The 24,636-nt window shown below is 68.0% G+C and carries 15 protein-coding genes and 2 rRNA genes; all 17 read left to right on the plus strand.

Annotation, left to right across the window (positions count from 1 at the left end):
* Positions 1 to 111 precede the first annotated feature (111 nt).
* A 23S ribosomal RNA gene (locus tag OIE67_RS05610) occupies positions 112 to 3,221 on the plus strand.
* A 159-nt stretch (positions 3,222 to 3,380) separates the two neighbouring features.
* Positions 3,381 to 3,497: ribosomal RNA gene (gene rrf, locus OIE67_RS05615) — 5S ribosomal RNA — on the plus strand.
* 275 nt (positions 3,498 to 3,772) lie between these two features.
* A complete protein-coding gene (locus OIE67_RS05620) occupies positions 3,773 to 5,092 on the plus strand; it encodes a bifunctional folylpolyglutamate synthase/dihydrofolate synthase (protein ID WP_326637300.1) in 1,320 nt (439 codons plus the stop codon).
* Positions 5,089 to 5,433, plus strand: a complete 345-nt coding sequence (locus tag OIE67_RS05625; RefSeq protein WP_326637302.1) for a DUF4233 domain-containing protein — start codon at positions 5,089 to 5,091, stop codon at positions 5,431 to 5,433. Before OIE67_RS05620 ends, OIE67_RS05625 begins: the two co-directional genes overlap by 4 nt.
* Positions 5,434 to 5,444: 11 nt before the next feature.
* Entirely contained in the window at positions 5,445 to 7,094 is a 1,650-nt protein-coding gene (locus OIE67_RS05630) for a hypothetical protein (RefSeq protein WP_326637304.1), read from the plus strand.
* 292 nt (positions 7,095 to 7,386) lie between these two features.
* On the plus strand, positions 7,387 to 7,818 hold the full coding sequence (ndk, locus tag OIE67_RS05635) for a nucleoside-diphosphate kinase (protein WP_106250498.1): 432 nt from the start codon (positions 7,387 to 7,389) through the stop codon (positions 7,816 to 7,818).
* Between the two features lie 361 nt (positions 7,819 to 8,179).
* Positions 8,180 to 9,211 carry a rod shape-determining protein gene (locus OIE67_RS05640; protein WP_106250496.1) on the plus strand — a complete coding sequence of 344 codons (1,032 nt, stop codon included), beginning with the start codon at positions 8,180 to 8,182 and terminating at the stop codon, positions 9,209 to 9,211.
* Positions 9,211 to 10,089 (plus strand): rod shape-determining protein MreC, encoded by an 879-nt coding sequence (gene mreC, locus OIE67_RS05645; protein ID WP_106250494.1) that lies wholly within the window; start codon positions 9,211 to 9,213, stop codon positions 10,087 to 10,089. Before OIE67_RS05640 ends, mreC begins: the two co-directional genes overlap by 1 nt.
* Positions 10,090 to 10,450: 361 nt before the next feature.
* On the plus strand, positions 10,451 to 10,915 hold the full coding sequence (gene mreD / locus OIE67_RS05650; RefSeq protein ID WP_106250493.1) for a rod shape-determining protein MreD: 465 nt from the start codon (positions 10,451 to 10,453) through the stop codon (positions 10,913 to 10,915).
* The gene (gene mrdA / locus OIE67_RS05655; RefSeq protein WP_326637311.1) at positions 10,912 to 12,957 is read left to right on the plus strand and encodes a penicillin-binding protein 2; all 2,046 of its coding nucleotides are present in this window, start codon (positions 10,912 to 10,914) and stop codon (positions 12,955 to 12,957) included. The genes mreD and mrdA overlap by 4 nt, the downstream gene beginning before the upstream one ends.
* Positions 12,958 to 13,201: 244 nt before the next feature.
* Positions 13,202 to 14,368, plus strand: a complete 1,167-nt coding sequence (rodA, locus tag OIE67_RS05660) for a rod shape-determining protein RodA (protein ID WP_326637313.1) — start codon at positions 13,202 to 13,204, stop codon at positions 14,366 to 14,368.
* A 1,689-nt stretch (positions 14,369 to 16,057) separates the two neighbouring features.
* Complete coding sequence (locus OIE67_RS05665; RefSeq protein ID WP_326637314.1) at positions 16,058 to 17,968, plus strand: TIGR03960 family B12-binding radical SAM protein; 1,911 nt, start codon at positions 16,058 to 16,060, stop codon at positions 17,966 to 17,968.
* A 138-nt stretch (positions 17,969 to 18,106) separates the two neighbouring features.
* Positions 18,107 to 18,874 (plus strand): TIGR03936 family radical SAM-associated protein, encoded by a 768-nt coding sequence (locus tag OIE67_RS05670; RefSeq protein ID WP_326637317.1) that lies wholly within the window; start codon positions 18,107 to 18,109, stop codon positions 18,872 to 18,874.
* A 507-nt stretch (positions 18,875 to 19,381) separates the two neighbouring features.
* Positions 19,382 to 22,222, plus strand: coding sequence for an Rne/Rng family ribonuclease (locus tag OIE67_RS05675; RefSeq protein ID WP_326637319.1), 2,841 nt, complete (start codon positions 19,382 to 19,384; stop codon positions 22,220 to 22,222).
* A 216-nt stretch (positions 22,223 to 22,438) separates the two neighbouring features.
* Positions 22,439 to 22,741 carry a 50S ribosomal protein L21 gene (gene rplU, locus OIE67_RS05680; protein WP_080046162.1) on the plus strand — a complete coding sequence of 101 codons (303 nt, stop codon included), beginning with the start codon at positions 22,439 to 22,441 and terminating at the stop codon, positions 22,739 to 22,741.
* 15 nt (positions 22,742 to 22,756) lie between these two features.
* Positions 22,757 to 23,017 carry a 50S ribosomal protein L27 gene (rpmA, locus tag OIE67_RS05685; protein WP_106250486.1) on the plus strand — a complete coding sequence of 87 codons (261 nt, stop codon included), beginning with the start codon at positions 22,757 to 22,759 and terminating at the stop codon, positions 23,015 to 23,017.
* A 148-nt stretch (positions 23,018 to 23,165) separates the two neighbouring features.
* Positions 23,166 to 24,518, plus strand: a complete 1,353-nt coding sequence (gene obgE / locus OIE67_RS05690) for a GTPase ObgE (RefSeq protein WP_326637329.1) — start codon at positions 23,166 to 23,168, stop codon at positions 24,516 to 24,518.
* Positions 24,519 to 24,636: the final 118 nt, after the last annotated feature.

The raw sequence follows: 24,636 nt of genomic DNA on the forward strand, positions 1-24,636 counted from the left end.
TTTGCTTGTTTGACCTCGGTACAGGGCCGGTGAACATCCTGCGGGTTGTGGGGTGGGAGCCGGTTGCTGTTTGTTGTTTGAGATTTGCATAGTGGACGCGAGCATCTTTGTGGCCAAGTTTTTTAGGGCACACGGTGGATGCCTTGGCATCAGGAGCCGATGAAGGACGTGGGAGGCTGCGTTAAGCCTCGGGGAGTCGCCAACCAGACGTTGATCCGGGGATGTCCGAATGGGGAAACCTAGCACCAGTCATGTGGTGTTGCCTCCGCCTGAATGTATAGGGCGGTTGGTGGTAACGCGGGGAAGTGAAACATCTCAGTACCCGTAGGAAGAGAAAACAAGAGTGATTCCGTGAGTAGTGGTGAGCGAAAGCGGATGAGGCTAAACCGGGCGTGTGTGATAGCCGGCGGGCGTTGCATGTCCGGGGTCGTGGGACCCTCTGGTGGTTTCTGCCGGAACCACAAGAAGTGATAAACCTTTGAGGTAGTTGAAAGCTCTGGGAAGGGCTGCCGTAGACCGTGAGAGCCGGGTAAGCGAAACCTTGAGGGCTTCTTGAGGGGATCCCAAGTAGCACGGGGCCCGAGAAATCCTGTGTGAATCTGCCAGGACCACCTGGTAAGCCTAAATACTCCCTGATGACCGATAGTGCACGAGTACCGTGAGGGAAAGGTGAAAAGTGCCCCGGTGAGGGGTCGTGAAATAGTACCTGAAACCGTGTGCCTACAAGCCGTAGGAGCTTACATCAGCTTGCTGGTGTGTGATGTGACTGCGTGCCTTTTGAAGAATGAGCCTGCGAGTTATGGTGTGTGGCGAGGTTAACCCGTGTGGGGGAGCCGTAGCGAAAGCGAGTCTGAAGAGGGCGTTTGAGTCGCATGCTGTAGACCCGAAGCGGAGTGATCTACGCATGGGCAGGTTGAAGCTCAGGTAAGACTGGGTGGAGGACCGAACCCACCAGGGTTGAAAACCTGGGGGATGATCTGTGTGTAGGGGTGAAAGGCCAATCAAACTCCGTGATAGCTGGTTCTCCCCGAAATGCATTTAGGTGCAGCGTTGCGTGTTTCTTGCCGGAGGTAGAGCACTGGATGGCTAATGGGCCCGACAAGGTTACTGACGTCAGCCAAACTCCGAATGCCGGTAAGTGAGAGCGTGGCAGTGAGACTGCGGGCGATAAGGTTCGTAGTCGAGAGGGAAACAGCCCAGATCACCGACTAAGGCCCCTAAGCGTGTGCTAAGTGGGAAAGGATGTGGAGTCGCAGAGACAACCAGGAGGTTGGCTTAGAAGCAGCCACCCTTGAAAGAGTGCGTAATAGCTCACTGGTCAAGTGATTCCGCGCCGACAATGTAGCGGGGCTCAAGTACACCGCCGAAGTCGTGGCATTGATCCTCCTTTCGAGGGGGGTTGATGGGTAGGGGAGCGTCGTGTATGCGGTGAAGCGGCAGAGTGATCTAGCCGTGGAGCGTACACGAGTGAGAATGCAGGCATGAGTAGCGAATCGAGGGTGAGAAACCCTCGCGCCGGATGACCAAGGGTTCCTGGGCCAGGCTAATCCGCCCAGGGTAAGTCGGGACCTAAGGCGAGGCCGACAGGCGTAGTCGATGGACAACGGGTTGATATTCCCGTACCCGCTTCAATGCGCCCATACTGAACCTCGTGATGCTAAGAGTCCTTAGCTCGGGTTGTCCTTCGGGATGGCCGTCAGAGTGAACGCTCGATCCGATCGGGTAGTAGGTAAGCGATGGGGTGACGCAGGAAGGTAGTCCAGCCCAGGCGATGGTTGTCCTGGGGTAAGCATGTAGCCCGTGTTGTAGGCAAATCCGCAACACTTGAGGGTGAGATGTGATGCCGAGCCGATTGTGGTGAAGTGGATGATCCTATGCTGCCGAGAAAAGCCTCTAGTGAGTGTTGTGGCGGCCCGTACCCTAAACCGACTCAGGTGGTCAGGTAGAGAATACTAAGGCGATCGGGTGAACTGTGGTTAAGGAACTCGGCAAATTGCCCCCGTAACTTCGGGAGAAGGGGGGCCTCTGCTGGTGATGGGTTTTGCATCCTGAGCTGGTGGGGGCCGCAGTGGCCAGGGGGAAGCGACTGTTTACTAAAAACACAGGTCCGTGCGAAGTCGTAAGACGATGTATACGGACTGACGCCTGCCCGGTGCCGGAACGTTAAGGGGACCGCTTAGTTCAGCTTCGGCTGGGCGAAGGTGAGAACTTAAGCGCCGGTAAACGGCGGTGGTAACTATAACCATCCTAAGGTAGCGAAATTCCTTGTCGGGTAAGTTCCGACCTGCACGAATGGCGTAACGACTTCCCCGCTGTCTCAACCGCAGACCCGGCGAAATTGCACTACGAGTAAAGATGCTCGTTACGCGCAGCAGGACGGAAAGACCCCGGGACCTTCACTACAGCTTGACATTGGCGTTTGGAGCGTCTTGTGTAGGATAGGTGGGAGACTGGGAAGCTCGGACGCTAGTTCGGGTGGAGTCATTGGTGAAATACCACTCTGGTCGTTTTGAACGTCTAACTCTGGTCCGTGATCCGGATCGGGGACAGTGTCTGGTGGGTAGTTTAACTGGGGCGGTTGCCTCCTAAAGAGTAACGGAGGCGCCCAAAGGTTCCCTCAGCCTGGTTGGCAATCAGGTGTTGAGTGTAAGTGCACAAGGGAGCTTGACTGTGAGACTGACGGGTCGAGCAGGAGCGAAAGCTGGGACTAGTGATCCGGCATCGGCGTGTGGAAGCGGTGTCGCTCAACGGCTAAAAGGTACCCCGGGGATAACAGGCTGATCTTCCCCAAGAGTCCATATCGACGGGATGGTTTGGCACCTCGATGTCGGCTCGTCGCATCCTGGGGCTGGAGTAGGTCCCAAGGGTTGGGCTGTTCGCCCATTAAAGCGGTACGCGAGCTGGGTTTAGAACGTCGCGAGACAGTTCGGTCCCTATCCGCTGCGCGCGCAGGAGACTTGAAAGGAGCTGTCCCTAGTACGAGAGGACCGGGACGGACGAACCTCTGGTGTGCCAGTTGTACCGCCAGGTGCACGGCTGGTTGGCTACGTTCGGAAGGGATAACCGCTGAAAGCATCTAAGCGGGAAGCTCGCCTTGAGATGAGGTCTCCCACCTGTAACAGGGGTAAGGCTCCCGGTAGACGACCGGGTTGATAGGCCGGAGGTGGAAGCACGGTAACGTGTGGAGCTGACCGGTACTAATAGGCCGAGGACTTGACCACAAAGCAACTCTTCTTTGCTCTGTGGGGTGTGTGCTGCGTTCTGTTCTCTTCGCCGGGTCCAGAGCTGCGCCGCACTCGATGGGTTTGGAGTATTGCTCGCGTCCACTAAGCAATTCTGAGGCAGCAAACAGCGTGTGTTGTTTGTGTGTTTCAGAGGGTTACGGCGGTTATGGCGGGAAGGAAACACCCGGTTACATTCCGAACCCGGAAGTTAAGCTTCTCTGCGCCGATGGTACTGCACTCGGGAGGGTGTGGGAGAGTAGGTCACCGCCGGACAATCTTTCTCGAGGAGGGTTCCGACGCTTCACAGCGTCGGAGCCCTCTTCTTGCATGTCCGGACTCTTTCTCAGGGTCCTGCCGCCGCGCAGCCTTTCGGGGCAGCTTGGCGGGCTGCTGGCCTGTGAGGGCTCGGGTGGGCCTCGCTGAGGACGTTCCTGGGGACGGTCTCCTGCCTGGGCGGGCCCGCTGTGAGGGGTCGTGCGGCCGGCTGTGGGTCGGGGAGAGGTTCGCCCCGGGTACGGACTGGTGATGACGGTCAGTAGGGTTGAGGGGTGGATTATCGTGCGGTAGAACGCGCGATCCTGGATCGTGGCGTCGAGTGGGATTTCGAGCCGACGCTCGATCGGATCGCGGCCCTTCTTGACCTGCTCGGCTCGCCGCAGCGGGCGTACCCGGTCATACACATCGCCGGCACCAACGGCAAGACGAGCACGGCGCGGCTCACCGAGGCGCTGCTGAAGGAGCGCAACCTACGGGTGGGGCGGTTCACCAGCCCGCACCTGGTCTCGATGCGTGAGCGCATCACCGTGGACGGAGAGCCGCTGAGTGAGGAGCGGTTCGCGCAGGTCTACGAGGAGATCATTCCCTATGTCGACCTGACCGACCAGCAGGGGCGGCGGATCCAGTTCTTCGAGCTGCTGACGGCCATGGCGTTCGCGGCGTTCGCCGACAGCCCGGTCGACGTCGCCGTCGTCGAGACCGGCATGGGCGGCTCCTGGGACGCGACCAACGTGGCCGACGGCACCGTGTCGGTCATCACGCCCATCTCGCTCGACCACACCGACCGGCTCGGCCCTGACCTGCCCAGCATCGCCACGGAGAAGTCGGGCATCATCAAGCCCGGCGCGACGGCGGTGTTCGCGCAGCAGGAGCTCGCCGCGGCCGAGGTGCTGATGCGGCGCGCGGCCGAGGTCGGCGCGGTCGTCGCCCGTGAGGGGCTGGAGTTCGGGGTGCTCAACCGCGAGGTCGCGATCGGCGGGCAACTGCTGTCGCTCCGCGGGCTCAAAGGTGTTTACGACGACGTCTACCTGCCGCTGTACGGCGCCCACCAGGCGAGCAACGCGGTCTCCGCGCTGGCCGCGGTCGAAGCGCTGACCGGAGGCGACGATCCGCTCGACGTCGAGCTGGTCCGCCAGGCGTTCGCGCAGGCGTCCTCGCCCGGGCGGATGGAGGTCATGCGGCGCACCCCCACGGTGGTGATCGACGCCGCGCACAACCCCGGTGGCATGCAGGCGTCCCTCGACGGGCTGCACGAGGCGTTCGACTTCGCCAAGGTGATCGGCGTGGTCGGTGTCATGCGCGACAAGGACGTCGAGGGGCTGCTCGAGCTGCTGGAGCCGATCCTCGACGAGATCGTCGTCACGCGGAACTCCTCGCCCAGGTCGTTGTCCGCCGAGGAGCTCGCGGCCCTGGCCGAGCCGCTCTTCGGCGAGGACCGCGTGCACGTGGTCGAGCGGCTCGACGACGCCATCGACCGGGCGATCGGGATCGCCGACGCCGAGGGCGAGTTCAGCGGCACCGGCGTGCTCATCACCGGGTCCGTCGTCACGGCCGGCGACGCCCGGCAGCTGCTGAAGGCGGATGGCGCATGATGGACTTCGAGGTCACCCCGGGCATGCGCCGGCTCGGCGCGAGCGTGCTCGGCATGGAGGCCATCGTGGCCGGCCTCATCACCCCCGTGGCGATCAGCGTGGGCGGGGTCGAGCCCGGGCTCGCTGTGGCGGTCGGCATCGGTCTGCTCGTGCTGTGCGTGGTCGCCGCGGGCATGCTCAAGCGGCCTGTCGGGTACATCGTCGGCAGCGTCGTACAGGTCCTGGCGATCGCCACGGGCTTCCTCGTGCCGACCATGTTCTTCCTCGGCGTGATCTTCGCCGCGCTGTGGATCACGGCGATTATCGTAGCTCGCCGTGTCGAGGGCGCTACTACCCGCTAAAGTCGGCCTACATGGCCGTCCCCCCGATTCAACGGCCGCCGCATCAGGCGCGCCTCAGTAACTCCTGGCTGCTCGACATCGTGCTCGGGCTACTGGTCGTGGCGTCGCTGCCGCTGGCGGTCGTCTCGATCCCCAATACGCTCTCCGTGGTCGCCAGGCTGCTGCCCGACGACCTCGACCAGGCCGGGCTCATGCGGACGAACGGGCTCTCGCTGCCCGCGCTGATGCTGACCGTCCCGCTCGTGGCCGCCGCGCTGCGCCGTGTTCCCGCGCCCCACCTGCTGCTCGGCGGGCTGGTGCTGGTGGCGCTGTCCGAGGCGGCCGGCGGTTACGCGGGCTCCGAGTTCTTCGTCGGCGTGGTCCGCGTGCTGCGCGGCGTCGGCGCGGGCGTCATCCTGGCCGCCACGCTGGCGGCGGTGTGGCACCGGGCCGCCGTCCTGCGGGCGCTGTGGGCGGGCATGTTCGGGCTGAGCCTGCTCACGGCGCAGGCACTGGCGTTGTGGCCGCTCGACGCGGTGAGCAGCTGGCGGGTCACGCTGCAGCCGTACCCGCTGGTGACCGGCGTCGCGCTCGGGCTGGCGGCGGTTCACCTCGTCGCGTGGACGCTGGGCGGGCGGCCCGCCGGGCCCGTGCCGAGCGTCGGGGAACGCGGGCGGCTGCTGCTGACGGCCGTGCCCGCGGCGGGCATCGCGGCGCTGGCGATCAGCACGGCGACCGAGGGCTGGCGAGCCGTTCCCGTCATGGTGCTGGCGGTGGTCGCGATCCTGGGTCTGCTCGCGCTGGCCTCGATCGGCTCCTCCGAGAGCCGTACCTCGGCGTACACGATGGTGGCGGTCGGCGCGGTGCTGCTGCCCAGCGCCGCGCAGGTGACGCTGGTGGAGATGGGCGGGCTCGGCGGGCCGGGGCTGCGAGGGCTGTGGGTGCCGTACGCGGTGGCCGGGGTGCTCGCGATCGTGGCGGCGGTGGCCGTGCGGTTGTTCGCGCAGGGCGTGGGGCGCCGGGTGGCGTCGCTGGGGCTGCTGGCCATGGTGGCCGGGCTCTGCTCGGTGCGGCTCGTGGTGCCCGCCGCCGACGGGATGGTGCTGACGGTGCCGTTCAGCCTGCTCGCGGTGGGCGCGGCGGTGGCGGTGACCGCGGCCCTGCAAGGGGTCGGGGCCGGTGTGGCGATGTCCGGGCTGTCGCTGGGCTGCGCGGGGGTGCTGGCGGGGTTCCTGCTCGGCGCCGGGGTGCAGATGGCGATGCTGCACGGCGTGCGGTCGGCGCAGGAACTCGTCGACAGTTTCGTGGGGGCGCTGCACTGGTGGGCGCTGGCCGGTGGCTTCCTGCTGGTGATGATCATCGTGCTGGCGGCCGTGATGGCCCGTCGCCCTGGGCGCGGGGTTCCGGTCGTGCCGGAGGGGCCGGGGACGCCGCCGGACGTTCCCTGCGCGGGACTGCCTCCCGCGGACGTGCTGCTCGTACGGGGAGCCGATCAGGCGGGGCCGGACGGTGACGAAGTGGTGCGGCCTGATGGCGACGATGACGACCCGTCCACCGTGGCGATCCCTCGGGTCGGTGCGGTGATGGCCGGGCCGATCGTGGAGCCGGTGGCGGGGGTGGGTGGTGTGACGCCCGCGGTGCCGCCGCAGGGGCAGTCGCCCGAGGACGCCGGTTCCGCGTAGCATTCCGGCTTCTGCGCGGTTGCCGCTCTCTGTGGAGCTTCCGGCTTTGTGGGTAGCTTCCGGCTTTGTGCGGCTTCCGACGGCCGCGTAGCTTGCGGCTTCTGCGCCGCTCCGGCTTCTGCGTATCTTCCGACGGTCGTGTGGCTTACGGCTCCGCTTAGGCTTCCAGCGTACGGAAGCTAGGGCGAGGGCTCGGGACGGTAAGCTGAGGGCCCTGCTACGGCGACGTGCGGGCGCGTGCCCCGCGAAGCGTCCTCGCGGCCAGGCCGGTGCCTGCCGCCGTGACCCCACCATGTTCGAAGGAGAACTCCAAGTGTCCGAGCGCACTCTTGTCCTGATCAAGCCCGACGGGGTTAAGCGCGGCCTCATCGGTGACGTGATCGCCCGTGTGGAGCGCAAGGGCCTCAAGGTCGTGGCGATGGACCTGCGCACCCTCGACGCCGACACCGCCAAGGCCCACTACGCCGAGCACTCCGAGCGGCCGTTCTTCGGCGAGCTCGTCGAGTTCATCACCTCGGGGCCGCTCGTCGCCCTGGTGCTGGAGGGCCCGCGCGCCGTCGAGGCCTTCCGCGCGCTGGCCGGCGCCACCGACCCGGTGAAGTCGGCGCCCGGCACGATCCGCGGCGACCACGCCCTCGAGATCGGCGAGAACGTCGTCCACGGCTCCGACTCGCCCGAGTCGGCCGCGAGGGAGATCAAGATCTTCTTCCCGGACAGGTTCTAGTCGCCTCCGGCCCCTTCGCGCCCGCGCAGCTTCGGCTGTGCGGGCGCGCTTGTTTTTCTGTCGGTCCTTTCTCGTAGGGTTCCAGGGTGGGCTCGCGCGGATTTCCTGGTCTGTGACCGCGATTCTTGAGCCGGTTTTTGTCGGGGGCTTGCCGTAGGGTTTCTTTGGATTGGATGTTGGATCGTTCCAGCTCGCTGTCGGATGTTGTGGTGCAATCCGGGCAAAATTGCGGTTGAGCTAGGGGCTGGAGATTTTTGACGGGCGCGATGGCTCATTGCGCGCATCGGTGGGTACGTCACGTTACGATTCGAATTCGATCCGTAGTCATTCGCGAACGACGTTACGGAGGGCTCCGTTCCCCATGGGCAGCAAGCTCGCGTTCCTCGGCCGTGACATGGCGGTCGACCTTGGCACCGCCAACACGTTGGTCTACGTGCGTGGCCGCGGCATCGTACTCAATGAGCCGTCAGTCGTCGCGATCAACACCGTGACCGGCAAGATCGTGGCGGTCGGCATCGAGGCCAAGCGGATGATCGGTCGCACGCCTGGCAATATCATCGCGATCCGTCCGTTGAAGGACGGCGTGATCGCCGATTTCGACGTCACCGAACGGATGTTGCGATACTTCATCCAAAGGGTGCATCGACGGCGTCATTTCGCCAAGCCGCGCATCATCATCGCCGTACCCAGTGGCATCACCAGCGTCGAGCAGCGGGCGGTGAAAGAGGCCGGATACCAGGCGGGAGCCAGGCGGGTCTACATCGTCGAAGAGCCGATGGCCGCCGCCATCGGGGCCGGGCTGCCGGTGCACGAGCCGACCGGCAACATGGTGGTCGACATCGGCGGCGGCACCACCGAGGTGGCGATCATCTCGATGGGCGGCGTCGTGACGAGCCAGTCCATCAGGATCGGCGGTGACGAGCTCGACCAGGCCGTGATCGCGTTCGCCAAGAAGGAATACTCGCTGATGCTCGGCGAGCGCACGGCCGAGGAGATCAAGATCGCCATCGGCTCGGCGTGCCCGTTCGGTGAGGAGTCGCACGCGGAGGTTCGCGGGCGTGACCTGGTCAGCGGGCTGCCCAAGACCATCATCGTGTCGAGCGAGGAGATCAGGAAGGCCACCGAGGAGCCGGTCAACGCCATCGTCGATGCCGTCAAGACCACGCTCGACAAGTGCCCGCCCGAGCTGTCCGGCGACATCATGGACCGCGGCATCGCGCTGACCGGTGGCGGCGCCCTGCTCAAGGGGCTGGGCGAGCGGGTCAAGGCCGAGACGGGCATGCCGGTCCACCTGGTCGACAACGCGCTCGACTCCGTCGCCATCGGCTCCGGCAAGTGCGCCGAGGAGTTCGAGGCACTCCAGCAGGTCCTGGTGCCGGAGTCGCGGCACTGATGAGAGACTCGCGCCGAGCTCGGCTGATCTTGGGAGTGCTGCTCGCCGCCGCACTGGTCATCCTGACCGTCGACCACCGCACCGGCGAGAGCTCGCCGCTGCGCCCGCTGCGTGCGGCCGGGGCCTACCTGTTCGGCACGGCGGAGCAGTTCGGCAGCGGTGTGGTCCGCCCGGTGGGCGGGTTCGTGCACGCGATCCTGACCGCGCCGGCCGCCAAGCAGCGCATCGAGGCGCTCAAGGAGGAGAACGCCGAGCTCCGGGCCGGCCTGCTGGCCGGGAAGCTCGACGCCGACCGGGCCAAGCAGCTCAAGCAGCTGCTCGGGCTGGCCGGGACCGGGGGATACAAGGTGGTCACCGGCAACGTGATCGCGCGGCGGGGGCAGCCGGGGTTCGAGGACGCGGTGCAGATCGACGTCGGCACCAACGACGGGGTGCGGTCCGAGATGACCGTGCTCAACGGAGACGGGCTGGTCGGCCGGGTGCTGCACGCGTCGTCCCGCACCTCGACCGTGGTGCTGCTGAGCGATCCCGCCTCGGCCGCGGGGGCGCGGCTGGAAGGCGGCAAGGAGATCGGCGTCGTCCACGGGGTGGGGGAGCACGGCCGGCTCGTGCAGTTCCGGCTGCTCGACTCCACGGCGTCGCTGAGCAGGGGCGGACGGATCGTCAGCTTCGGGTCGCAGCACGGGCGGCCGTACGTGCCCGGGGTGCCCATCGGGGTGATCGAACGGGTGGAGTCGACGCCTGGAGAGCTGACGCGGATCGCGTACGCGCGCCCGTACGCGGACCTGACGGCGCTCGACGCGGTCGGCGTGGTGGTGGAAGCGCCCAAGCGGGACCCGCGTGACGCGGTGCTGCCGGCCAAGGAGCGGGCGCGGTGATCGGCAGCCGGGACGGTCGCGCGCGGTGTGCCGGGGGCGTCGGGGCGGGGAGCGGTGGTCGCGCGAGGCCGGACGGTGTATCGAGGCGGAGTAGTGGCCGGGGGTGGCGTGACCAGGTGCGGCGGGGTGGTCGGGTGCGGTGTGACCAGGTACGGCGGAGTGGTCGGGTGGGGCGTGAGCAGGGGCCGTGGGGCGGTCGGGCGGAGCGTGAGCAAGTGCTGCGGGGCGGTCGGGTGGGGCGTGAGCAGTTGACGTGGGGCGACGGGGTTGGGCGGGTTCGGGTGGGGTCCGCAGGTTGGGCTTGGCGGGGGTGTCCGGGTGGTGACGTGGGGCGGTTTTCCGCGTGTGGGGAGGGGGCGGCGTGATCGGCGGGGTTTCCGTGGTGCTGGCGCTGCTGGCTCAGGTGATGCTCGTCAACCGGGTGTCGCTGCCCGCCGGGGGCGCGCCTGATCTCGTGCTGCTCGCCGTCATCGGGGCGTCGCTGGTCCGGGGGCCGTCGTCCGGGGCCGTGCTGGGGTTCTGCACGGGGCTGCTGGTCGACGTCATGCCGCCCTCGGCGCACCTCGTGGGCCAGTACGCGTTCGTGCTGGCGCTGGCCGGTTACGTCGCCGGGCGAGGGGCGGGAGGGCCGGTCACCACCGTCGTGCTGTGCGTGCTGATGGCGCCACTGCTGGCCGCGGCCGTGGGCGGGCTGATCGGTGATCCGCGGGTGACACTGTCCACCCTGACCGAACAGGTGCCGGTCACGATCGTCTACACGTTGCTGGTGTCGCCGATCGTGATCTGGCTGACCACGCGCGGCAGACAGGCGAGGTTCTCGACATGATCAGGATGCGCGCCAGGCTGCTGGTGCTCCACGTACTCGTGCTGACGCTGCTCGTCGTGCTGGCCGTGCGCCTGTGGCAGGTGCAGGTGGTGCGCGGGCAGGAGTTCGTGACGCGGGCCACCGAGACCAGGACGAGGGTGGTGATCGTGCCGGCGGTCCGGGGTCAGATCCTCGACTCCAAGGGCCGGCCGCTGGTGCGCAACAAGACCGCTCTGGTGGTGTCCGTCGACAGGACCCGGCTGTCGCGGATGAAGGACGGCGGCGTCAAGGTGCTGACCAAGCTGTCCCAGGTGCTCGGGCGACCGGTGGCCGACCTGCAGCAGCGCATCACGCCCTGCGGACCCGGGGTGGGCAAGCCGTGCTGGACGGGGTCGCCGTACCAGCCGGTTCCGCTGGACGAGAAGGTGGACACGCGCGAGGCGTTGCAGATCCTGGAGCGGCAGGAGGAGTTCCCCGGGGTGACCGCGGAGATCCACTCCGTCAGGCAGTATCCCGGCGGCAGGGCCGGGGCGCAGATGCTCGGCTACCTGCAACCCGTCACCGAGGCTGAACTGGAGAAGCGGGAAGGGCTGAAGGCCAGCTTCTCCGGGGTCGACCTGGCCGGGCGCGACGGGCTCGAATACGTCTACGACGACGCGCTGCGAGGCAAGGCCGGGCTGCGCAGGGTGCAGGTCGATCGGATGGGCAAGGCGCTCGGCGTCGAGGAGCAGATCACCCCGATCCCCGGCGATCACCTGGTGACCAGCATCGACTCGCGGGTGCAGATGGTTGTCGAGAAGGCGCTGGCGAAGGCGATGAAGTCCGCGCCCGGCGCCGACGGCGGGGCCGCGGTGGTGCTCGACGCGCGTACGGGGCGGGTCGTGGCCCTGTCCAGCGCGCCCAACTACGACCCCGAGATCTGGGCGGGCGGCATCTCGGCGCGCGGCTACCAGTGGCTGCTGTCGGAGAAGTCCGGCAAGCCGCTCGTGTCGCGGGCGATCAACGGCCAGTTCGCGCCGGGCTCGACGTTCAAGGTCTCGTCGGTGTCGGCGATGTTGCGCGCGGGCTATCCGCTCAACGGGACGTACTCGTGCCCCGGCTCCTACAACGTGGGCGGCCGGGCCTTCAACAACTTCCGCGGCATCGCGCTGGGCACGCTCAGCCTGCACACGGCGCTGGTCAAGTCGTGCGACACGATCTTCTACCGGGCCGCGTACGAGCAGTACATCAAGGACGGCGGGCGGACGCCGAAGAAGCCGCCCAAGGAGATCTTCGCCAACATGGCCAGGGCCTTCGGGTTCGGCAGCCCGACCGGGGTCGACCTGCCCGGCGAGTCGGCCGGCCGCATCCCCGACCGGGCGTGGAAGAAGGACCTGTGGAACAGGACGAGCGCGATCAACTGCGAGCGCTCCCGCAAGGGCTACCCGGAGGTCAAGGACAAGGCGCGGGCCGAGTTCCTCAAGCGGCTGGCGCTGGAGAACTGCACCGAGGGCTTCCTGCTGCGGCCCGGCGACTCCGCCAACTTCTCCATCGGGCAGGGCGACGTGCTCGTCACGCCCATGCAGCTGGCCAGGGCCTACATGGCGCTGGTGAGCGACGGCAAGGTGCGCAGCCCGCGCATCGGGTGGGCGCAGGTGCGGCCTGACGGCAAGGTGGTCAGAAAGATTCCGGTGCCGGTGGTGGGCAAGCTGCCGCTCAGCGAGAAGGAGCGCCTCTACATCAAGAACGCGCTCAGCCAGGTAGCCGCGGACGGCACCGCGGCCGGGGCCTTCGCCGGATTCCCGATGAACAAGGTACGGGTGGGCGGCAAGACCGGCACCGCGGAGGTATGGGGCAAGAAGGACACCTCGTGGTTCGCGTCGTTCGCGCCGACGAAGAACCCGCAGTACGTGGTGGTCGCGATGGTGTCGCAGGGCGGCATGGGCGCGCAGACGGCGGCTCCGGCCGTACGGGAGATCTACGAGGGGATCTACGGGATCAAACGCAAGCCCGCGGTGCCGGGCGGGCGGTTGAGCACCCGGCTTCCTGAGTTCGCCCCTGACGGAACGGTGGCCGGAGGATGAGCGGGCGCGGGCGGCCGGTCGTCACGGACGTGGTGGGGATTGGGTGTGGTCGGTCGGTCGTCGCTGGCGTGGCTGACGTCGCTGGCGTGGCTGACTTGGCTGACTTGGCGGAAGGCGAGCGTGGGCAGTCGGCTGTCGCGAGAGTGGTGGGAGGCGGGCGTGGGGGATCGGCCGTCGCGGATGTGACGCGACGTGGGCGTGGGTGGGGGCGGTCGGGTGGCGCGGACTTGACGGGAGGTGGCCGGTGAACGCGCGGACGGTGGCCGTACGGCGGCCCTCGCTGTTTCGGCGGATGGCTCGCGAGAACTCGACGGTGCGGCGGCTCGACGGGCTGATGCTCGTCGCCGTGGCGGGGCTGTGTGTGATCGGCACGCTGCTGGTGTGGTCGTCCACCAGAACCTGGGCGCCGGGCGCGACGGGGCTGGTCAAGAAGCACATGCTCAACGAGGCCATCGGTCTCGTGCTGTGCGGGCTCGTGGCCATGGTGGACCATCGGGCGATGCGGGCGTACGCACCGGTGGTGTTCCTGCTGTCGGTGGTGGGCCTGGTGCTGGTCATCACGCCGCTGGGCGCGACGATCAACGGGTCACACTCGTGGATCCTGCTCGGCGGCGGGTTCGCGGTGCAGCCGTCCGAGTTCGCCAAGGTGGGGCTGCTGCTCATCATCGCGATGTTGCTGGCCCAGCCGGCCGAGGGGACCGATCGGCCACGGGCGCTGGACGTGACGCTCGCGCTGTTCGCCGCCGCGCTCACCATCGGGCTGGTCATGCTCCAGCCCGACCTGGGGACGGCGATGGTGCTGGCGGTGATCACGGCCGCGGGGCTGATCATCGCGGGCGTGCGCAAGCGGCTGATCGGAGCGCTGACGCTGGTGGCGTGCGCCGGGATGTTCTCGGTGTTCTACTTCCAGATGCTGGAGCCCTACCAGGTGGCGCGGTTCACCGCGTTCGTCGACCCGAGCGTGGATCCGCGCGGGGTGGGCTACAACAGCACGCAATCGATGATCGCGATCGGCTCGGGACAGCTCCTGGGCAAGGGGCTGCTCGGAGGCGGGCAGACGACCGGCCGGTTCGTGCCCGAGCAGCACACGGACTTCATCTTCACGGTGGCGGGCGAGGAATTCGGCTTCCTGGGGTCGGTCACGGTGGTGCTGCTGCTCGGTGTGGTGCTGCTGCGCGGGCTGAAGATCGCCAGACAGTGCGAGGACAGGTTCGGGACGCTGGTGGCGGGCACGATCGTGTGCTGGTTCGCGTTCCAGACGTTCATCAATGTCGGGATGACGATCGGGATCATGCCGATCACGGGGTTGCCGCTCCCATTCGTGTCCTACGGGGGCACCGCCACGTTCGCGAACTTGATCGCGGTCGGGCTGCTGCAGGCCATCAGAGTGCGAAGACAGTCGTTCGAGTGACGAGGCAGGTCCTTGGCGCCGTCCTGGGGGTGATGCCGGTCGCGGTGTCGGTGGGGAACTTTGCGGTGACGCCTGCCGAGGTCGGTGAGGAACCCTGCGTGAACGCTTGTCGCGGTGTCGGTGAGGACGTCTGCGGGGTTCGGCGTGGTGTCGGTGGTGACGTCTGTGGGGTTCGGCGTGGTGTCGGTGGTTCGCCGTGGTGTCGGTGAGGGAGTCCGTGAGGTCCCGCGTGGCAGTGGTGAGGGCGTCTGCTGGGTGGTTGCCGTGTGTCTGTACCGCGATGCCTCCGGGGCGCCTCTGGGGACGCTTCTTGCGGTGTCGGTGAGGTCGTCTACTCGTCTACGGGGGGCTGGTGTCGCTGAGGGTGCTTGCTGCGGGTGCTTAGGGCGGCGCTTGTTGTGGTGTCTGCAAGGGCGTCTGGGGGCCGGGGTGGCGGGTGTGGGGGTATCGGTGGGGGAGTTGGCTGGGTGCTTGTCCGGCGACGGCGTGCCATGGGTGCTGACGGGGCGCTTGGGGCGGGGTCTGTAGGCGCGTTGCCGGGCGGATTGGCGTGGAGTCGTTGAGGCGTCTGCTAGGGGATCGCGATAGTGCACGTCGTGACGTCCGGACGTGACGCGTGCGTGGACGATTGGTGCGGACTGGGGACCTGTCGCAGGTTCGGCGTGCTGAGAGGGCGCGTGGTGATTTAGAGCCTCTGCAGGGGCGTGATGGGTGTAGGCGGGGGAGTTGGCCGTAATGTCCGTCGGTACCAACCTGCTGCGGGCTGGGCGGACTGGTGCGTGTCAGTGCCCACTCCTGGCGTGTGTAGTGCACCCGTCCCCCGTGCTGGTCCAGGGCGTACTAACTTGCGTAGTGCTTCATCCCGTTATTGAGGATGTGAGGGCGCGTCGGAGGGGTCTGCACACCATCCTCAGCGCCGCCGCAACTGGACCGGGCTCATGGCGGTCGACGCTTGGTCGGTGATCGGGGGGCGTTGATCAGTGCGGGGTTGCCGGCTGCCGTAAGAGACGGTCCTTCGGCGGAGGCCGCAGGTGGCGGTCCTTCCGGGAGAGCGCAAGCGGCGGTGCTTGCGGGTGGCCTGCTATTTGGCCTGGTCCACCGTTCGCTGAGCACCCTCGATGCTGGTCGTCGCGACTCTGGACAGTGCGGATTCTGGCGTTGTGGGGTGTCGTCGGTGGGTTGGGTCCCTTGGGAGCGGGCGCTTCTTGTCGAGTGGGGCTGGGTGGAAGGAGTGCTTTCTGGGGTGGAGGTAGTGCGCTCTGTATGGATGGTGGAGGTTAGGCGTTCTGTGTGGGTCTGGGGTGAGGGAGGAGGTCCGGAGGGAAGGGGTGGAAGGCGTTCCGAGGTGTGCAGAGGGACGGCGTTTCTGAGGTGGGCTGGGCGTGGAGGGGAGGGACAAGAGGCATTCCCGAGGGGTGGAGACGGGTTCCTTGAGTGGGTGGAGGGATAGGTGCCGGCGGCGGGAGTGGAGGGGTGGATGCCCTCGGTGGGGGTGGAGGGACGGTTCCGAGACGGTTCGGGGCGGAGGGATGGAAGCCTGGGTGGGGGTGGGGGACGGGTTTCGGGGGTGGTGCGGGGTGGAGGGATGGGCTTCGGGTGGGGTGGAGGGATGGAGGTGGTCTGGTAGGAGCTGGGGCGGTGTGGTGGTCGGGGACGTGTCACCGTCTGATCGCCGCTACGCTGGAGCGTATGTCTGTCGAGTCGATTTTTCCCCGCCTGGAAGCGCTGCTGCCCAAGGTGCAGAAGCCCATCCAGTACGTCGGGGGTGAGCTCAACTCGACCGTCAAGGACTGGGATTCCGCCGACGTGCGCTGGGCGTTGATGTATCCGGACGCCTACGAGGTCGGGCTGCCGAACCAGGGTGTGGCGATCCTCTACGAGATCCTCAACGAGCTGCCCGCCACGCTGGCCGAACGGACCTATGCGGTCTGGCCCGATCTGGAGGCTCTGATGCGGGCCGAGGGGGTTCCGCAGTTCACGGTCGACGCGCATCGGCCGGTGCGGGCCTTCGACGTGCTGGGGGTGTCGTTCTCGACCGAGCTCGGCTACACCAACATGCTGACCGCGCTCGACCTGGCCGGCATTCCGTTGCTGGCCGTGGATCGCGGTGAGGACGACCCGATCGTGCTCGCGGGTGGCCACGCGGCCTTCAACCCCGAGCCGATCGCCGACTTCCTCGACGCGGCCGTGCTCGGTGACGGGGAGCAGATCTCCATCGCTATCAGCGAGGTCATCCGTGAGTGGAAGGCGGAGGGCCGGCCGGGCGGTCGCGACGAGCTGCTGATGCGGCTCGCCGAGTCCGGCGGGGTCTACGTGCCGAAGTTCTACGACGTCGACTACCACCCCGACGGCCGCATCAAGCGGGTCGCGCCCAACCGGGCCGACGTGCCGTGGCGGGTGCACAAGCACACGGTGATGGACCTCGACGAGTGGCCCTATCCGAAGAAGCCGCTGGTGCCGCTGGCCGAGACGGTGCACGAGCGGTTCAGCGTGGAGATCTTCCGCGGCTGTACGCGCGGCTGCCGGTTCTGCCAGGCGGGCATGATCACGCGTCCGGTGCGTGAGCGGTCGATCACCACGATCGGGGCGATGGTCGAGAACGGCATCAAGGAGTCCGGCTTCAACGAGGTCGGGTTGCTGTCGCTGTCGTCCGCCGACCACTCCGAGATCGGCGACGTGGCCAAGGGGCTGGCCGACCGGTACGAGGGCACCAACACCTCGCTGTCGCTGCCCTCGACCAGGGTCGACGCGTTCAACATCGACCTGGCCAACGAGTTCTCCAGAAACGGCAGGCGCTCGGGGCTGACGTTCGCGCCCGAGGGCGGGTCGGAGCGCATGCGCAAGGTGATCAACAAGATGGTCACCGAGGAAGATTTGATCCGCACCGTCTCCACCGCCTATTCGCAGGGGTGGCGGCAGGTCAAGCTCTACTTCATGTGCGGGCTTCCCACCGAGGAGGACGAAGACGTCCTCGGCATCGCCGACCTGGCCAAGAAGGTCATCCAGGCGGGCCGTGAGGCGACCGGCAGCCGCGACATCCGCTGCACGGTCTCCATCGGCGGCTTCGTGCCCAAGCCGCACACCCCGTTCCAGTGGGCCGGGCAGGCCGACCACGAGACCGTCGACCGGCGGCTCAAGGCGCTGCGCGACTCGCTCAGAGGCGACAAGCAGTACGGCCGGGCGATCGGTTTCCGCTATCACGACGGCAAGCCGTCCATCGTCGAGGGCCTGCTGTCGCGCGGCGACCGCAGGGTCGGCGCCGTGATCAGAGCCGTCTGGGAGGACGGCGGCCGGTTCGACGGCTGGAGCGAGCACTTCTCCTACGAACGCTGGATGTCGGCGGCGGAGAAGGCGGGCGTCGACGTCGGCTGGTACACCACCCGCGAGCGCGAGGAGAACGAGGTTCTGCCCTGGGACCACCTCGACGCCGGGCTCGACCGCGAATGGTTGTGGCAGGACTGGCAGGAGGCCGTCTCCGGCGCTGAGGTCGAGGACTGCCGCTGGACTCCGTGCTACGACTGCGGCGTATGCCCGACCATGGGCACGGAAATTCAGATCGGCCCGACGGGGCGGAAACTCCTTCCTCTTACGGTGGTCTAGCGCGCTCAGTGGGCGAGCCGTGTCACGGCGTACACGTTCATACGCCGGAGCGGCTTATCCTGAGACGAAGGAACTCTTACAAGGGAAGGACGACAAGCTCTGAAACCTGTTCCCGAAGGGCCCCCGCCCGCGCCTACGGTGCAGCGCCTGCGTGTGCGTTACGCCAAGCGCGGCCGCCTGCGCTTCACCAGCCACCGCGACATCTCGCGAGCCGTTGAGAGAGCGGTTCGCCGTGCCGGCATTCCGGTGGCCTACAGCGCGGGTTTCTCGCCCCACCCGAAGATCTCCTACGCGGGCGCGGCGCCGACCGGCGTCGCCAGCGAAGCCGAATACCTCGAGATCGGTGTTACCACGCCGTGCGACCCCGGCCAGGTCAGACAGGACCTGGACGAGTCGTTGCCGCCTGGGCTCGATGTGCTCGACGTTGTGGAGGCGGGTCCGGGGGGGCTGGCCGACCGCTTGGAGGTCTCCGAGTGGGAGGTGCGGCTGCCCGGTGCCGATCGCGAGCTCGCCGAGGTGGCGGCGGAGAAGTTTCTCGCGGCGGGCACGGTGGAAGTCGAGCGCCTGACCAAGAAGGGTCTGCGCCGCTTCGACGCGCGGGAGGCCGTACTGGGGCTCACGGTGTCCGAGGGAACAGACAGAACCGCAGCTCAGGTGCGAGGAGAGCCGTGTGTCATACTGCGCATGGTTGTTCGGCACATGACGCCTGCCGTTCGACCCGACGATGTGCTCACAGGGCTGCGCCTTGTGGCCGACTTCGCGCCGCCGGTTCCCCCCGAGGTGACCAGGCTGGCGCAGGGGCCGCTCGACGCCAGCACCGGTGCGCTTGCCGACCCGCTCGACCTGGACCGCGACATCACGCGCGGCGGCGAGGCGGGACCGGCGGGTGAGCACGTCGCCGGTTAGGGACATGCCCGGCGCGAGCCGGGCACGACTGCTGACAGGACTTGGCGCCGGCGCTTCCGTCTCGGGAGAGCCGGCGGACAACGAGACACGAGGGCTCCTGCGCGGCGCGGTGACGCGCCCGGGAGCTGACGGGAGAACGCCCGCATGCTCGACAACGAGCCCAACGCCGGGGCCACTGGCCCTGACGGGGAGACAATTGAACAGCCAGAGGTGACGAAGCGTCGCCGCTCCGCCAGCCGCCCCGCGGGTCCTCCGCCGGAGCTGCCCGAGGAGCCGGCTTCCGTTCCGGTCACGGTCGCGGCGGCGCAGACGGCGCCGTCGGTGGCCGAGGTGCGGCCGGTGCAGCGCACCGCGGCTCAGAGAGCCGCGGGTGAGCCCGCCGCCGCCACTACTCATGCCGATACCGTTGATGGCGGTACGGCCGCCGCGGCGCCGGTTTCCACCGGCGCGGGGGCCGGTGACGTGATCGATGCCGGTACGAGTCCGGCTGGTGCGGTTTCCGGCGGTGTGCCGGAAGCAAGCGGCGCGACACCGGTGGAGAGCCCGGCCGAGGCCGCCATGGCCGACGCCGTCGGTGAGGCCGTCGGTGAGACCGCGGCCGAGAAGCCGAAGCGGGCCACGCGGACGCGGTCCACCGCCACGACGACGCGGCGGCGTACGACGAAGAAGACGGCCGAAGCTGAGGCTGAGGCGGCTGCTTCGGGAGCGCTCCCGGAGGGTGAGCCCGTCGCAGAGGAGCCCGTGAAGCGGCGCAGGACCCGCAAGAAGGCGGATGAGGCGGTCGCGCCCGCCGCCGAGGCGGACGCCGGTGCGCTCGCCGGTGAGGCCGGTGACGAGGCGGGGGAGCGCGACGTGCGTTCCGGCGCGCCCGGCCGTGACGAGGCGTCCTCCGGTGTGAGTGCGGCGGCGCAGGCCGCCGGTGCCGCGGACGGCACGGAGGCGGGAGGCCAGAACGGCGGCGCGGGCGAAAGCGCTACCGGCGGACGTGCGAGCCGGGCCGGGCGTTCGCGCCGGCGGGCCGGCGCTGAGGCCGCTTCAGAGGCGGCTGCCGAAGTCGCTGCGGGAGCCGTTTCTGGCGGGGACGTGGAGGTCTCCGGTGAGAAGGCGGCGCAGGGCGGGGCCGATGAGGCCGACGACGACATCATGGAGATCCTGCCCGAGGACGAGCCGCTCGACGACGAGCCCGCCGGCGAGGATCTGGACGAGGACAACGTGCGCCCCAGCCTGCTCGCCGACCCGTTCGGGATGACCGCCCGCAGGCAGGACGAGCCGGGAGCCGCGTTCCAGCGGCCGGCCGCCATCTTCGCGCCGCTGTTCCAGGCGCCTGACCCCAGCAAGGCCAAGCCCGCCGTGACCCGTAAGGCAGAGGCGCCGCAGCCCGTCGCCGAGCCCGAGGCCGAGGAGGCCGAGGAGCCGGTCGACGAGACGCCGGCCGAGGAGGAGACCGACCTCGACACCTCCGACGAGCAGGACGAGGAAGAGGGCGGCAGCCGCCGTCGGCGCCGCCGCAGGGGCGGCAGGGGCCGCGGCAAGGCGCGCGAGCGGGACGACGCCGAGGACGGCGAGGAGTCCGACGAGGACGACTCCGACGAGCAGGGCGAAGAGGCGCAGGAAGAGGAGGCCACCTCCTCGCGCCGCCGGCGCCGCCGTCGCCGCAGGGGCGGTGACGAGGGCTCCGAGCCCGCCGGCGACGACCCGCCGAACACGGTGGTGCGCATCCGCGCGCCGCGCTCGGGCCGTTCCGCCTCGCTCGACACCGCGACCGACGGCGTGCAGAGCGTGCGCGGCTCGACCCGGCTCGAGGCGAAGAAGCAGCGCCGCCGCGAGGGTCGCGAGCTCGGCCGCAGGCGCCCGCCGGTCATCACCGAGTCGGAGTTCCTGGCCCGCCGCGAGTCCGTCGACCGCATGATGGTCGTGCGGCGCGTGGGCGACCGTACGCAGATCGCGGTGCTGGAGGACGGCGTGCTCGTCGAGCACTACGTCAACCGCGAGGCCAGCCAGTCCTACGTCGGGAACGTCTATCTCGGCAAGGTGCAGAACGTGCTGCCCTCGATGGAGGCGGCGTTCGTCGACATCGGCAAGGGCAGGAACGCCGTCCTGTACGCCGGTGAGGTGAACTTCGACACCGCCGGGCTGGAGGGTCAGCCGAAGCGGATCGAGTCGGCGCTCAAGTCGGGCCAGTCGGTGCTCGTGCAGGTCACGAAGGACCCGATCGGCCACAAGGGCGCCCGCCTGACCTCGCAGATCAGCCTGCCGGGACGTTACCTGGTCTACGTGCCCGACGGGTCGATGACCGGCATCAGCCGCAAGCTGCCCGACAAGGAACGTACCCGGCTGAAGAGCATCCTGAAGAAAGTCATGCCGGAGAACGCCGGCGTGATCGTGCGCACCGCGGCCGAGGGCGCCTCCGAGGACGAGCTGGCCCGCGACGTGGCCCGGCTGTCGGCGCAGTGGGAGAACATCCGGAAGAAGGCCAAGTCGGCCAGCCCGCCGGAGCTGCTGTCCGCCGAGCCCGACCTGACCATCCGGGTCGTGCGCGACGTGTTCAACGAGGACTTCACGAACCTGGTCGTGCAGGGCGACGACGCCTGGGAGACGGTGGACGAGTACGTCAAGTACGTCGCGCCGCACCTGGCCGAGCGCCTGTCGAAGTGGGACGACGGGGAGCACGGCGACGTGTTCGCCTCCTACCGGATCGACGAGCAGCTGAGCAAGGCGATGGAGCGCAAGGTGTGGCTGCCCAGCGGCGGCTCGCTGGTGATCGACCGTACCGAGGCGATGACCGTCGTCGACGTCAACACCGGCAAGTTCACCGGCCAGGGCGGCAACCTGGAGGAGACCGTCACCAGGAACAACCTGGAGGCGGCCGAGGAGATCGTGCGCCAGCTGCGGCTGCGCGACATCGGCGGCATCATCGTCATCGACTTCATCGACATGGTGCTGGAGTCCAACCGCGACCTGGTGCTGCGGCGGATGCTGGAGTGCCTGGCCCGCGACAGGACCAAGCACCAGGTGGCCGAGGTCACCTCGCTGGGCCTGGTCCAGATGACGCGTAAGCGGGTCGGTCAGGGGCTGCTGGAGGCGTTCTCGACGCCGTGCGACTGCTGCAACGGGCGCGGCCTGCTCGTTTCCACCGAGCCGGTGGAGAGCAAGCCGGAGCCGCGCGGTACGCAGGGCAAGATGGCGGTCGAGAAGGCGGTGGCGGACAAGGTTTCCGCGGCCAAGGACTCCGCCAGCCGTGATACCGTGACCGGTGCGCTTGAAGACGTCCCGGCCGAGGACGACCAGGCAAGCCAGACTTCCGGCAGAGGGCGGAGACGCTCCCGCCGAGCCAAGTCGGCCGACTAACCTCGGCTGACTTCCGACGATCCGTCCGGTTCGCCGGGGCACCGTTCATCCGGTACCCTGGTGAATCGGTGCGTCAGGTGACGTGCCCTGTTGGCGCGCTTACTCGGTTCGTCGGGTTTCAGACAGGCCGAATGATAGGCGCAGCATTCGGCGGCCACCTCCGATGAGGTAGCTGATGTTCGAACAGCAACAGTGAGTCAGTAGAAGGGTTCCGCGGTGTACGCGATCGTTCGTTGCGGCGGCAGGCAGCAGAAGGTCTCCGTCGGTGACGTCCTCGAGGTGGACAAGGTCGCCGGCGAGGTCGGCTCTTCGGTATCGCTGCCGACGGTGCTCGTCGTCAACGACGGCGATGTGACCACGGAGGCGGGCAAGTTCACGGTCAACGCCGAGATCCTCGGTGAGACCAAGGGCCCGAAGATCCGCATTCTCAAGTACAAGAACAAGACCGGTTACAAGAAGCGCCAGGGTCACCGCCAGCGGTACACCCAGGTGAAGATCACCGGTATCGAGCAGGCCTGAACGGGAGTTTGAGAGATGGCACACAAGAAGGGCGCGTCGTCCACCCGGAACGGTCGTGACTCCAACGCCCAGCGTCTGGGCGTCAAGCGCTTCGGTGGTCAGCTGGTCAACGCGGGCGAGATCATCGTCCGTCAGCGTGGCACCCACTTCCACCCCGGTGACAACGTCGGCCGCGGTGGCGATGACACGCTGTTCGCGCTGGCCGCGGGTCACGTGCAGTTCGGTGTCAAGCGCGGCCGCAGGGCCGTGAGCATCGTCCCCGTCGCCGCCGAGTAGGTATTTCCTGCTCTTCGGCCTCGGGCTCGTCGCTTCAGGGGTGGATCGATCCGTTCGGATGCGATCCACCCCTTGGTGTTTCCCGGGCCGGTCGGCGATGGGTTGTCAGACATGAGAGGCCCCTGGTGGGGCGATGGAGGAATGCGGGATGCCGGACTTTGTGGACCAGGTGGTCCTTCACATCAAGGCCGGTGACGGGGGGAACGGGTGCGCCTCCATCCACCGGGAGAAGTTCAAGCCGCTCGGCGGGCCCGACGGGGGTGACGGCGGGCGCGGGGGCGACGTGATCCTCGAGGTCGATCCCAACACCGCGACCCTGCTCGACTACCATCACCGGCCGCACAGGAAGGCCCCCAACGGCAAGCAGGGGCAGGGCTCCAACCGCGACGGCGCCAACGGTGAGGACGTGGTCCTGGCCGTGCCCAACGGCACCCTGGTGAAGGACTCCGCCACCGGTGAGGTGCTGGTCGACCTGGTGGGGGCGGGCACCCGCTACGTGATCGCCGAGGGCGGGCACGGCGGGCTCGGCAACGCGGCGCTGGCCACCACCAAGCGGAAGGCGCCCGGGTTCGCGCTGCTCGGCGAGCCGGGCGACGAGCTCGACGTCATGCTGGAGCTCAAGAGCGTCGCGGACGTGGCGCTGGTCGGCTTCCCCAGCGCGGGCAAGAGCTCGCTGATCGCGGCGCTGAGCGCGGCCAAGCCGAAGATCGCCGACTATCCGTTCACCACCCTGATCCCCAACCTGGGCGTGGTGACGGCGGGCGACAACGTGTTCACCGTGGCCGACGTCCCCGGGCTGATCCCGGGCGCGTCCGAGGGCAAGGGGCTCGGGCACGAGTTCCTGCGGCACGTCGAGCGGTGCGACATGCTCGTGCACGTCATCGACTGCGCCACCATGGAGCCGGGGCGCGACCCGGTCACCGACTACGAGGTGATCGAGGCGGAGCTGCGCGCGTACGGGAAGCTGGAGGACCGGCCGCGGCTGGTCGTGCTGAACAAGGCCGACGTGCCCGACGCGCGGGAGCTGGCCGAGATGGTCGCGCCCGAGTTCGAGGCGCGTGGGCTGAAGGTGTTCACGATCTCGGCGGCCACGCGTGACGGGCTGCGGGAGTTGTCGTACGAGATGGGCGAATGGGTGGCGGCGGCGCGGGCCAACAAGCCCGTCGAGGAGCCGACCCGGCTGGTCATCAGGCCCAAGCAGCTCGGCGCGGCCGGGTTCAAGGTGCGCCGGGTCAACGAAAACCTGTTCCAGATCACCGGGGAGAAGCCGGAGCGGTGGATCAGGCAGACCGACTTCAGCAACGACGAGGCGGTGGGTTACCTCGGTGACCGGCTCGAACGGCTCGGGGTCGAGGTCGAGCTGGCCAAGCTCGGCGCCAAGGCCGGGGCCGAGGTGGTCATCGGGCCCATGGAGGGCGGTTACGTCTTCGACTGGCAGCCCACGCTGAGCGCCGAGACGGTGCGGCAGGGGCCGCGCGGGTCGGACAACCGGCTGGGGTAGGCGTGACGGTCAGGACGCGACTGTCTTGAGGGTGGCGCGTCGAGGAAGTTACGCGGACGGCGCAGCCAAGATCGTCGGCTGGTAGCGAGGCGCGTTCGGGGAGCGGATAGGCTGCCAG

It is taken from the genome of Nonomuraea fuscirosea (genome assembly GCF_035917475.1).
GTDB classification, from domain to species: Bacteria; Actinomycetota; Actinomycetes; order Streptosporangiales; family Streptosporangiaceae; genus Nonomuraea; species Nonomuraea fuscirosea.